Raw genomic sequence first — 11,286 nt, 5'->3', positions numbered from 1 at the left:
CCCGACGACGGCCCCGCCTCATCCTCTCCCTGGCTGCGACGCGGCCGGTGGTTCCTTGCCCTGGTGCCTTTGGTGTTCGGGGTGGGGGTGTTGTTCTGGTGGCATGGAAGCGAGGGGGCGGAGATGCCCGGAGGCCTGCCGGAGGCCTCCCCCCTCCCGGAGCCCGAGCCACACGAGGTGGCGCGGGCACCGGCGGGGCGCGCGACGGGGCCGTCCGGGGCCGTGGAGCCGGCGGCGCCGTCGCTGCTCAGCCCGGAGGCCCGTGAGCGCGAGGCCCGGCGCGAGCTGTGGCAGAAGCGCCTGGAGCGCGCGCAGCGTTCGCTGGAGTCCTACGTGGCGGCCACGCGCTATCCGCCCGAGTCCCGGCCCAGCCGCGAGCATCCGGATCAGATGGAGCTGGCGGAGCCGGAGCGCACGCGGCCGTTGAGCCCGAAGGCCGCGCAGGACGGCACCTCCGACGTGCAGCTGCGGCTCAAGCAGGACAAGGTGTTCGTCGTCGGCGATGAGACGGTGCTCCTCACCGTGGCGTGCGAGGACTCGCGCCGCGAGCCGCGTCCGTGCGAGGTGCTGTCCGCGGTGGCGCACGAGGCGGACCACATGCTGGGCTCAGGGGGCGTGGCGGGTGTGCCGGTCGCCTTCGGGGACAGCGGTCAGGCGGGCGACCTGGTGGCGGGGGACGGGATGCTCACCGGGAGCTTCCAGCCTTCGAGGCAGGGCTTCGCGATGTTCTCCGGCACGCTGCGCGTGGACGTGCGGGTGCGCTCCGGCTCACTGGAGGACGCGACGTTCTTCGACGTGCTCTACACGCCCTCGCCGCCGGCCACGTTCACCCGCCGGGTGCGCGAGGTGCTGGAGGCGGGCTCGCTGGATTTGTACCTGACGGTCCAGGTGCGCAAGGCGGGCCGGTACGTGGTGTCCGCGCGCCTGGATGACGAAGGGGGCGTGCCGTTCTCGTCGGTGTCGTTCAACGAGGAGCTGGCGGAGGGCGTGCAGGAGGTGCGGCTCAATGTCTTCGGCAAGCTCATCCGCGACGAGGCCCCCACCTTCCCGCTGACCCTGCGCGACGTGGAGGGCTTCCTGCTCAAGGAGATGGGGGACCCGGACCGCGAGCTGATGGTCACGATGCGGGGCCCGGTGCACACCACGCGCGAGTACGCGCTCCACCAGTTCTCCCCCGCCGAGTGGAAGAGCCCGGAGCGCGACCGCTACACGAACGAGCTGCGGAAGGACGTCGTGGAGGCGCAGACGCAGCTCGACGCCGCGCTCGCGGACAAGCCCGCGCCCTGAGAAATGGACCCGGGCGCGGTGTGGCCGCGCCCGAGCTTCAGGACTCGGGCGGGTGGAACGCCGGAGGCGCGGTGGCGGCTTCGGCTTCCACGAGGTCGGCGTCCTGCACGTCCTCGACGTCGGCCTCGGCGCTGGCCAGCACCGCGGCGTCCACCGGGAGTCCGGCGGCCTGCGCGGTCGCGTCCAGGTCCGGTGCCACCACGACGCTGTCCTCGTGCGTGAAGGCCGGCGCGGTCGCGCCCAGGTCCTGCGCCACCACGACGCTGTCCTCGTGCGCGAAGGCCGGCGCGGCTTCGGCCGGGGCTTCCGGCTGCGCCGCCTCCTGGGCTTCAGGGGCGGTCTCCAGCGTGAAGTCGTTCACGTCCGCCAGGAAGTCATCCGGTGGCGGGATGTTCATCGACCCTTCGGCGTACTCGACGTCCGGCACGCTGTCGTCCAGCGTGGCCAGGAAGTCATCCGAGCCCGCCGTCGCTCCGGACGCGTCCAGGTCCGCGTCGTCGCCGGACTCCTCGCTCAGGGCGCGCAGCTCCTCGTCGCTCAGGCCGGACAGGTCGCCCGACTCCAGGAGGAACAGCAGGTCCTCCGCCTCCTGCGCGGAGACGGAGCGGGGCATCGTGTCCAGGTTCTGGAGCTCCCACGCGGCCGCGTCGGGCGACAGGATGTCGGACGGGTCCATGGAGGGATCCGTCTCCACCTCCTCCGCGCGCCGGGGAGCGTTGGCCAGCCGCGCCTGCATGAGCGGCGTCGACGTGGGCATGCCCAGCCGCTGCGCGTACGAGGGCGCGGACGCCTCGAACTCGCTCACGCCCGCGAAGGCGCGCAGCTGCGAGTTCTCCATCAGGGCGGCCCGGGGCTCCGGAGCCTCCACGCCCGCGCGTCCGTGCGCCGCGTTCGGGGCGGCTTCACCGGGGCCCAGGTCCGCGAACAGCGCGCTGTTCAGGTCGCCCTCGGCGTCCGCCTGGAAGTCGCTGTCGTCGGAGAAGCCCCGCCGCACCGGGTCCACCGGCGCCAGGGGCTCCTTGCGCACCGGGGCGGTGACCTCCAGCTGCGAGGAGATGGAGTAGGCCCGCGATGTCGAGATGCCAGAACCCACGCGGCGGATGGAGGTCATGGTTCTCCTCGGGTGATGGCCCGCACGTCGGGCAGCTTCTGGATTGTCCGCCGGGCCCGGGCGGAGTTGCTAGGGGGGTCCCAATGAATCCACCTGGGGACGGCAGGCGAGCAGCGCGAACAACAATCGGCCGCGATGACCGATACCTTCTCCTGCCTCCCGTGATGTGATCAGGTGCGACATCCTCCCGGTTGCCTCCAAGTCGTCGCTCGCCATGGTGCCCACCCTTCTTCCAGGACTGGATTCCTGTTCAGCTCCGTCCCGCGAAGCCGGGTACGGTCGCACTGGCGGTTCCCCCGAAGCCCCTCACCGGAAGTGCGGGGCCGGGACGGGCGCGATGTCGGTCGGCGGACACGGGAGGGCCATGGGGCACAGGGAAGGCACCTCCGAGCGTCTTTCTCAGGAGAAAACCCGGCGCGGGTGTCCCGGGCGCGAAGAGGCATGGCCGCTGGCCTCCCGCTTGCTGTACGGGAGCCCAGCCAGGAGGCGGCAGTCATGAGATTCGAGAGCGCGGGGCAGACCCACATCGGGCGGCGACCGCACAACGAAGATGCGTACTGCGTCCTGCCCGAGCGTGGGTTGTTCGTGGTGGCGGACGGGTTGGGGGGCCAGGAGGGCGGCGAGGTGGCCAGTCAGTGCGTGGTGGACACCTTCGCGGGCTTCAGTGACCGGCTGGACAAGGACCGGGACGGCACGTGGCCGGACGCGGTGGATCCCGCGAAGAGCCGGGAGGAGAACTACCTGGCCGCCTGCACCGCGCTGGCCCAGCGCACCCTGCGCGTGCGCCGCGTGGGCAAGCTCAAGGAGATGGCCTCCACGGTGGTGGCGCTCGCGGTGGGAGAGCGGAGCGCGGCGGTGGCCCACGTGGGCGACAGCCGCCTGTACCGCCTGCGCGCGGGCCGCCTGGAGTCGCTCACCCGCGACCACTCGCTCATCGAGGAGCTGCGCGCCGCCGGCCGCGAGCCCCCCGGCAACCCGGCCAACCTGCGCCACCTCATCACCCGCGCCCTGGGCACCGAGAACGCGGAGCCCACCGTGCAGCGGCTGGAGACGCAGCCCGGGGACATCTTCCTCCTGTGTTCGGACGGCCTCTATGAGCCGCTGGGCCCGGAGCTGCTGACGGAGCGGTTGCAGGCCGCGTCCGCCCAGGCCGCGTGTGATGCGCTCGTCTCCGCCGCCTACGATGCCGGGGGCCGCGACAACATCACCGCCGTCGTGCTGCGCGTCGCCGCGGCCTGATCCGCGTCAGGACGCCAGGACTCACGGAAGACAGGGCAGTGGACCCGTCGGGTCGGCGGGTCCCGGCGACCCATCGGGGCGGGTCCAGCCGGACGGAGGGGGAGTCGTCAGACACAGGGACTTCAATCCTTCTCCATTTCCGGGATAATCTGGGGCTCCCCCAGCGTCACCCCCCTCCCTCGACCGAGTGCCCGTTGCGTATGACGCTTAGCCTTGCCGCGCGCTTGACCGCGGCGCTTACCGCCGTGGTTATCGCCCTCACCCTTGGCACCGTGTCGCTGATGGGCCTGTCGCTGCGCTCGCGGGTGGAGGCCGAGATGGTCTCCGCGCTGGGGCGGGACGCGACCCGCTGGCAGGCGCTGAAGGACCAGGAGGTGCGGGTCCTCACGGAGCTGTCGCGCGTGGCGGCCACCCAGCCAGCGTTCGCCAGCGAAACACTGCGCGCGGCGTCCGGCGGCCCGGAGGCGGTCCTCCTGTTGGGCAATCAGCGCGCGGTGCTGGGCGTGGACCTGCTGGCGCTCGTGCGTCCAGATGGAACGCTCCTCGCGTCCACCCGGGAGGGCAGTCTTCCCGGCCTGGAGAAGGTGGTGCGCAAGCAGGGGCAGGTGTTGTTGCCGGCCACGGGTGCGCCCCTGCTCGCGGTGGCCCAGCCGCTCCAGTCCAACGGCGCCACGGTGGGCTATCTCGTGGTGGGGGCGGAGCTGGGCGCGGACGACCTGGGGCGCCTGGGCGCGGGCAGTGAGCAGTTGGAGTCGCTGCTGCACGCGGGCTCGCGGCTGGTGGCGCAGTCGGTGCGCACAGTGTCGGCGCCCGCGCTGCTGTCGGCGGCGGCCTCCGGCGTGGCGGATGGGGGCGCGGTGGACGTGGGTGACGCGGCCCTGCACCTGTCGCGGGTGGACGTGGGAGACGGGGTGGAATTGGTGCTCGCGCGCGGCGCGGCGGCGGAGTGGGCGCGGATGCGCTCCACGCTGGTGGGCGTGTTCGGCATCGGGCTGCTGGTGGCGCTGCTGGCGGGCGCGGGTGTCTTCCTGCTGGTGCGGCGGATGATGGCGCCCCTGCACGCGCTGACGGCGGCGGCGGCGCGGGTGGTGGCGGAAGGGGACTTCAGCGGCACGCTGGAGGTCCACTCGAAGGATGAGATTGGACAGCTGGCCACGTCCTTCGGGGACATGATGGCGCGGCTGCGCGCGGTGCTGGTGGCGCTCAAGGGGTCCGCGCAGGAGCTGGAGGCGACGGCGCTGGAGTTGGCCACGTCCGCGTCGGACCAGAACCTGGCGGTGACGCGGCAGGCGGCGGCGCTGCACCAGACGCAGATCGCGGCGCGGCAGCTCCAGGAGAGCTCCCGGGCGGCGGCGCAGCGGGCCACGGGCGTGCTGCGCGAGGCGGAGAAGGCGGGCGCGGTGGGGCAGGCGGGCGAGTCCGCGGTGGCGGGCAGCGTCGGGGGCCTCACGCACATCCGTTCGCAGGTGGAGCGCATCTCCAGCACGGTGTCGGAGCTGCGGCAGCGCACGCGGCAGGTGGGCGACATCACCGGCACGGTGAAGGACCTGGCGGACCAGTCCAACGTGCTGGCGCTCAACGCGGCCATCGAGGCGGCGCGCAGCGGCGAGTCGGGGCGGGCGTTCGCGGTGGTGGCGCGGCAGATGCGCTCGCTGGCGGATCAGTCCGCGACGGCGACCTCGCGCGTGCAGTCCATCCTCGGCGACATCGGCCGGGCCATCTCCGAAGCGGTGAAGACGAGCGAGGGCGGCTCGCGCGAGGTGGAGGGCGGCCTGGACCAGGCGAGGGCGGCGGGTGAGAGCCTGCGCGCGCTGGCCATGGTCATCCAGAACAACAGCGAGTCGGTGAAGAGCATCGCGGACATGGTCAGCCAGCAGGACGCGGGCATCGCGGAGCTGTTCGCCGCGCTGAGCGACCTGACCCGGTTGGCGGATGAGACGGTGGAGCGCGTGGCCACGAGCGCCGTCGCCGCCGCGCGCCTCACCACCGCGTCCCATGACGTGAGCACCATCGTGGGTCAGTACCGGCTGTGACGGTGGGACGCGGGGCGGGAGGGACGTCGCCTCCTCGCCGCGAGGTTCCGTACCGCGGGTCATGCGCTGCTTCGCGGGGCGGTGACGGCCGGGCGCCTGCCGCTTCCCGCGACGAGCGCCCCGTGCCGCACGAAGCGGCCGCTTCGCGGTGCCGAGCCAGGGCGTCACGACGAGGACGCTTGATGCGCGCCCCCGGTTCGTGGCTCTTCGGCTACCCCGCCTCGCCGCCGTCGATGGCGTAGGCCGCGCCGGTGATGGCGCCCGCCGCCTCCGAGGCGAGGAAGAGGCACACCGCCGCGACCTCCTCCGGCTGGATGATGCGGCCCATCGCGTTCATCGACGCCAGGGCCTCGCGCGCCTGCTCCTCCGTGCGGCCCGTCGTCTTGGAGACGGCGGCGGTGGCGCCCGCGAACATGTCCGTCTCCACCCAGCCCGGGTTCACGTTGTTCACCGTGACGTTCTTGCGCGCGTACTCCACCGCCAACGCGCGCGTCAGGCCCAGCAGCGCGTGCTTGGACGCGCAGTACGCGGACGTGTACTTCGCCCCGCGCGTGGAGGTGATGGATCCGATGTTGATGACCCGCCCGCCGCCCGCCGCCACCATCGCCGGCATCAACTCACGGCACAGGATGAACGGCGCCGTCACGTTCACCGCCATCACCTTCGCCAGGTCCGCGGTGCTCGTCTTCGTCAGCGGCGCGGACACCGTGATGCCCGCGTTGTTCACCAGCACCCGGGGCGCTCCGCCCGCGAGGATGACCTTGCACGCGGCGAGCAGCGCGGACTCGTCCCCCACGTCCACCGCGTGCGTGCGGATGCGCTCGCCGCCCTCCTTGCGCAGGGCCTCCAGCGACTCCGCGGATCGCGCCAGCGCCCACACGTCATAGCCTTCGCGCGCGAACGCCAGGGACACCGCGCGGCCAATGCCCCGGCTGGCGCCCGTCACCACCACCGTCTTCGTCGTCTCGCTTGCCATGGGCCGGAAGCATAGCCCCGCGCCCGCCTCGCGTTGACGCGTGTTCGCGCGGGCTGGGGGCTCCGTTCCCTTCCCGGCGTTCCTGCCTCCGCCCGGATTCTTTTTCGCCGCCCGCGATATGCGCGCGAAGGCCGTGCGTTTCATGGCGCAGCACCACCGGGCCAGGATTCGCGGGCCCGGTCGGTTTCCTCAGTCACTCCCCCCTGACGAAAGGGCTCCTGCTTCCATGCGCTTGGCGCATGACGACGGGAGCGCCTTGCCCGAGGCACCATGAGCGTGAAGTCCGTTGAGCGTGGCCTGTTGGTTGTTGCATCCCTGCTGGCGTCCACCCAGTCCTTCGCGGCGCCGCCCGCGGGTGCCACCGTCAATCCGCGCGTCCTGGGCACGCGCGCCATCGTCGCGTGCGACGCCGTGGAGAAGTCCTGCGGCGTGGCCAGCATCTCCTTCCCCGCGGGCATCAGCGGCCTGGTGCCCTATGGCCGCCCGGACGTGGCGGTGGCCACCATGTTCTACCCCTCGGTGGATGACGCCGAGGCGGTCATCGCCCGCACGGACGCGGGCGACACGGCGCAGACCGCCGTCGACTACGTGTTCACCGTGGATCCGTACGCGGACTACCGCCAGCTCGCCGCGGTGAAGCTCAACGCCAACGGCACCATCACGGTGGGCCAGAAGACCGGCGCGCAGAACGCCCCGGAGCGCTGCGCCGTGAAGGGCGCCACCTTCGTGGTGCAGGCCAACAACCAGACCTCCCCTCTCATCTGCGACGCGATGGCCTTGGGCTTCAAGAACGCCAAGGGAAGCCTGCCGCAGCGGCTGCTCGCGTCGCTCAAGTTGGGGGCCCGCGTGGGGCGGGACCGCAACGGCGAGCGCTCCGGCGTCATCCGCGTCTGGACCTCGGAGAACGAATCGACCTTCTACACGAAGGTGCTGGCGGACGCCGTCGTGCACAACAGCAGGACCGCGCTGCATGACCTGGACGTGGAGATGAACCGCTACCAGGCGGGCATCGCCGCGCCGTACGCGTCGGACCTCATCCCGCTCGACGCGGCGACCGCGAAGACCGTGAAGACCGCGCTGAGCAAGACCGGGCACTACACCGGTGTCGTGGACGGGACCTGGAACGACGCCGCCGAGCAGGCGCTGTCTGACTTCAACTGGAGCAACCTCTTCTTCCTCAAGCCCACGGTGGTGGTGGGCGGCCAGCGGAAGATCGATGGTCCGCTGGTCAACTTCCTGCGGGACGCGGACCCGAAGGCGCTCATCCCCGGGGGCGAGTGACGCAGCGAGCGCGGGTTTGACGGCTCCGGGAGTGCGACGTTAAGCACCCCGGCATGCCCCGCGCCGACATCACCGACCTGTTCCGCATCGACGACCTGCTGTCCGCCGAGGAGAAGGCCGCCCGCGACTCCGTGGCCCGCTTCGTGGACTCGGAGGTGCTGCCCATCATCGGGCGGCACTTCCGGGACGGCACCTTCCCCGCGCATCTGGTGCCAGGGCTCGCGGAGCTGGGCGTGCTGGGCGCGAACCTCCAGGGGTATGGCTGCGCGGGGATGAACACCGTCAGCTACGGGCTCATCCTCCAGGAACTGGAGCGGGGGGACTCCGGCCTGCGCAGCTTCGCGTCCGTGCAGGGGTCGCTGTGCATGTTCCCCATCCACACCTTCGGCAGTGAAGAGCAGAAGGCGCGCTTCCTGCCGGGCATGGCGAAGGGGACGCTCATCGGTTGCTTCGGCCTCACCGAGCCCGACTTCGGCTCCAACCCCGGCGGCATGCGCGCCCGCGCCCGCAGGGACGGGGACACCTGGGTGCTCAATGGCACCAAGGCGTGGATTACCAACGGCTCCATCGCGGACGTCGCGGTGGTGTGGGCGAAGACGGAGGACGGCGGCGCGGAGTCCGTGCGCGGCTTCCTGGTGGAGAAGGGCATGCCGGGCTTCAGCGCCCGGGAGATTCCCGGCAAGTTCTCCCTGCGCGCGTCCCTCACGAGCGAGCTGTCCTTCCAGGACGTGCGCGTGCCCGAGCGCAACGTGCTGCCCGGCGTCGTGGGCCTCAAGGGACCGCTGTCGTGCCTCAACAACGCCCGGGCCGGCATCGCGTTCGCGGTGACGGGCGCGGCCATCGCCTGCTTCGAGGGCGCGCGCGAGTACGCGCTGTCCCGCGCGCAGTTCGACGGCAAGTCCATCGCCGGCTACCAGCTCACGCAGGAGAAGCTGGCGGACATGCTCCAGGAGATCGTGAAGGCGCAGCTGTTGAGCCTGCGGCTCGCGCGCCTCAAGGACGAGGGGAAGAGCAACCCCGTGATGGTGAGCCTGGCCAAGCGCAACAACGTGAAGAGCGCGCTGGAGATCGCCCGCGTGGCCCGGAGCATCTACGGCGCCAACGGCATCACGGACGACTACCCGCCGGTGCGTCACATGCTGAACCTGGAGAGCGTCTTCACCTACGAGGGCACCCACGAGGTGCACACGCTGGTGCTGGGCAAGGCCATCACCGGCATCGACGCGTTCGGTTGAGCGTCGACGAAGACGCGTTCGGTCGAACGAAGGTCGGCGGTGGAAGGGCCGCGCCGCTCCCCTCGCTCCCGGGTGGGAGGAGGGGAGGGCACGGGAAGGAAATCAGGACTGCGTGCCGCCTTCGGTGCCGGGCTCCGGCTCGGAAGCCGCAGCTTCGGCCTCGGCCTCGGCCTCGGTGTCCTCGGACGCGTCGCTGGCCTCGGGGGCCTCCGGCTCGTCGGGGATCTCCGGCGCGGTGCCAGCGGCCTCCGCGGCCTGCTGCGCCTTGAGCTGCTCGTCGTTCATGAAGCCGACGGGGCTCTCCTTGCGGTTGAAGAAGCGCACGGCCTTGGCGGACAGCTGGAACATCTGCTCGGCCGCGGCGGCGGGCACGAGCGAGTGTTCAATCTGCGCGGGCTCCGGACGCTCCACCACGCCCAGCTCGCCATCCTCCAACTGCTTGGCCTGGACAGGGGACAGCTCCATGCGGCGCAGCTTCCCCTTGCGCGTCATGAAGTAGAACGTCGTCTCGCCCGGCTCCTGCGGCACCTGGGAGCCCAGGACCAGCTCGCGCAGGGCCCGGTCCAGCTCCACCTGCTTCTTGGACTCGGCGCGCTGGTAGGCCTTGGAGCCCGGCATGGGCGGCAGCTTGGGGATGGGCTTGTCGGTGGTCGCGCCCGGACGGCTGGACGCGGCGAACCCGCCCTGCGGTCCCCGGAAGCCTCCACCCTCGCGGCGCGGCGGGCCTCCAGCGCCCTGGCGCGGCGGACCTCCGGCGCCTCCGCCTTCACGGCGCGGTGGGCCTCCGGCGCCTCCACCGCCCTCACGGCGCGGCGGACCTCCGCGGTCGTCTCGACGCGGCGGGCCTCCCGATGTCCGATTCTCATCACGTCCCCGGTGGGCGGGCGCGCGTGGAGCGCTCCCCCGGCTGTCTTCAGGGGGGGAGGCCGGGCGTCGCGGAGGCGTGGGAGAAGACTCGGTCTTCTTGGCCTGCTCCTCGGAGACGAGGCCCGCTTTCAACAACTTGTCTCGCAGGTTCTGCATGGGTTGGGCGTTCTATCCCTTGCACGGCTGCACGCAAGCCACCGCTTGCCGCTCTTGTGGGCCCCACGTAACTTGCCGCCCCCGCCGTCCTGTTGTGGAGGTTCCGTGAGAAGTCTGCCGAAGTCCGCCGCCGCCCTTGCCCTCGTCCTGGTCGCCACCGGCTGCTCGGACCCCGTGGACAAGGCGGCCAAGGCCCGCATCTTCTCTCCGGAGGACCCGCCGAAGGTCGTCGCCTCCGCGAAGCAGAAGCTGCCGCCGGAGGACGTCGCGGACAACCCCCAGGTGTCGCGCCGCATCCTGGGCATGGACGCCGCGGAGGTCACCGAGCGACTGGGCCCGCACTTCTTCCAGTCCACCCTGAGCTACGAGTGGGCCGGCCCCAACGGCAACAACCCCGTGAAGCTCACGGAGACGCGCTCCTTCCGCGCCGGCCCCGGAGGCGTCAACGGCGACTTCCACGGCATCCTGGAGAACTCCCGCGACCAGGGCCTGGAGGTCATGCGCGTGCAGGGCCAGGTGTTCGCGCGCAACCGCTACGGCCCCTACCGCCAGCGCCTGCGCGACCGGGGCATGGCCGAGCGCACCCGCACGGAGCTGACGGGCGCCATCCGCGACTTCGACAGCCTCTTCCAGGGCCGCATCAAGCTGACCCCCGCCGGCACCGTCACCCACGAGGGCCGCACCGCGTGGAAGTACGCCGTGTCCCTGGGCCCCGAGCAGCAGGGCGTCGTCGCGCAGAAGATGCCCGCCGCCTTCGCGCCCCGCGCCGGCGCGGATGAGACCACGAAGCGCCGCGCCAGCTTCTTCACGCACCGGCTGCCGCGCTCCCTGGAGGGCGAGGTGCTGGTGGACGCGGACACGTCCGTGGTCCTCAAGGCCCGGCTGGATGGCCGCATCGGCGTGCCCCAGGAGAAGACCCCGGAGGCGGCCGAGCTGCGCATGACGCTGGAGTCCAGCCTGACGGAGATTGGCAAGGACCCGAAGCTGCAGCCGCCCCAGGACTTCCTGCCGGACGCGGACAAGCCCCAGGGCATCGCGGACGCGCTGGACCACTTCGGCATCCCGCGCGGCAAGCCCGGCGACTCCCCCTCCACCCCCGGG

At 71.8% G+C, this 11,286-nt stretch carries 9 protein-coding genes; 6 read left to right on the top strand and 3 right to left on the bottom strand.

Annotated elements, in window-relative coordinates:
• Nucleotides 1-1,287, top strand: a 1,287-nt coding sequence (locus tag D7Y13_RS30225) for a hypothetical protein (protein ID WP_244222390.1), incomplete at its 5' end; no start/stop codon positions are given.
• Nucleotides 1,288-1,324: 37 nt separating this feature from the next.
• On the opposite strand, the gene D7Y13_RS30220 is transcribed toward D7Y13_RS30225, so the two are convergent.
• A complete protein-coding gene (locus D7Y13_RS30220; protein ID WP_120585572.1) occupies nucleotides 1,325-2,398 on the bottom strand; it encodes a hypothetical protein in 1,074 nt (357 codons plus the stop codon).
• 495 nt (nucleotides 2,399-2,893) lie between these two features.
• Here D7Y13_RS30220 and D7Y13_RS30215 point away from each other — a divergent pair, with 495 nt between their 5' ends.
• Together D7Y13_RS30215 and D7Y13_RS30210 are read left to right on the top strand one after the other, a co-directional pair.
• Nucleotides 2,894-3,637 (top strand): PP2C family protein-serine/threonine phosphatase, encoded by a 744-nt coding sequence (locus D7Y13_RS30215; RefSeq protein WP_120537042.1) that lies wholly within the window; start codon nucleotides 2,894-2,896, stop codon nucleotides 3,635-3,637.
• Between the two features lie 245 nt (nucleotides 3,638-3,882).
• On the top strand, nucleotides 3,883-5,670 hold the full coding sequence (locus D7Y13_RS30210) for a methyl-accepting chemotaxis protein (RefSeq protein ID WP_341870448.1): 1,788 nt from the start codon (nucleotides 3,883-3,885) through the stop codon (nucleotides 5,668-5,670).
• Nucleotides 5,671-5,881: 211 nt separating this feature from the next.
• On the opposite strand, the gene D7Y13_RS30205 is transcribed toward D7Y13_RS30210, so the two are convergent.
• Nucleotides 5,882-6,646, bottom strand: a complete 765-nt coding sequence (locus D7Y13_RS30205; RefSeq protein WP_120537040.1) for an SDR family NAD(P)-dependent oxidoreductase — start codon at nucleotides 6,644-6,646, stop codon at nucleotides 5,882-5,884.
• A gap of 276 nt (nucleotides 6,647-6,922) precedes the next feature.
• On the opposite strand from D7Y13_RS30205, the gene D7Y13_RS30200 reads away from it, so the two are divergent.
• Nucleotides 6,923-7,927 (top strand): DUF1028 domain-containing protein, encoded by a 1,005-nt coding sequence (locus D7Y13_RS30200; protein ID WP_120585577.1) that lies wholly within the window; start codon nucleotides 6,923-6,925, stop codon nucleotides 7,925-7,927.
• 53 nt (nucleotides 7,928-7,980) lie between these two features.
• On the top strand, nucleotides 7,981-9,162 hold the full coding sequence (locus D7Y13_RS30195; protein WP_120585574.1) for an acyl-CoA dehydrogenase family protein: 1,182 nt from the start codon (nucleotides 7,981-7,983) through the stop codon (nucleotides 9,160-9,162).
• 102 nt (nucleotides 9,163-9,264) lie between these two features.
• On the opposite strand, the gene D7Y13_RS48265 is transcribed toward D7Y13_RS30195, so the two are convergent.
• Nucleotides 9,265-9,780 (bottom strand): DUF2058 family protein, encoded by a 516-nt coding sequence (locus D7Y13_RS48265; protein WP_233595915.1) that lies wholly within the window; start codon nucleotides 9,778-9,780, stop codon nucleotides 9,265-9,267.
• A gap of 510 nt (nucleotides 9,781-10,290) precedes the next feature.
• Between D7Y13_RS48265 and D7Y13_RS30185 the strand changes: the two genes are divergently transcribed.
• Nucleotides 10,291-11,286: hypothetical protein (locus D7Y13_RS30185; RefSeq protein ID WP_208734506.1), on the top strand; the 996-nt coding region annotated here is incomplete at its 3' end.

This window comes from Corallococcus praedator (assembly GCF_003612125.1).
Lineage (GTDB): Bacteria > Myxococcota > Myxococcia > Myxococcales > Myxococcaceae > Corallococcus > Corallococcus praedator.
The sequence above is the reverse complement of the archived record's forward strand: the minus strand, read 5'-3'. Positions and strand labels throughout refer to the sequence as shown.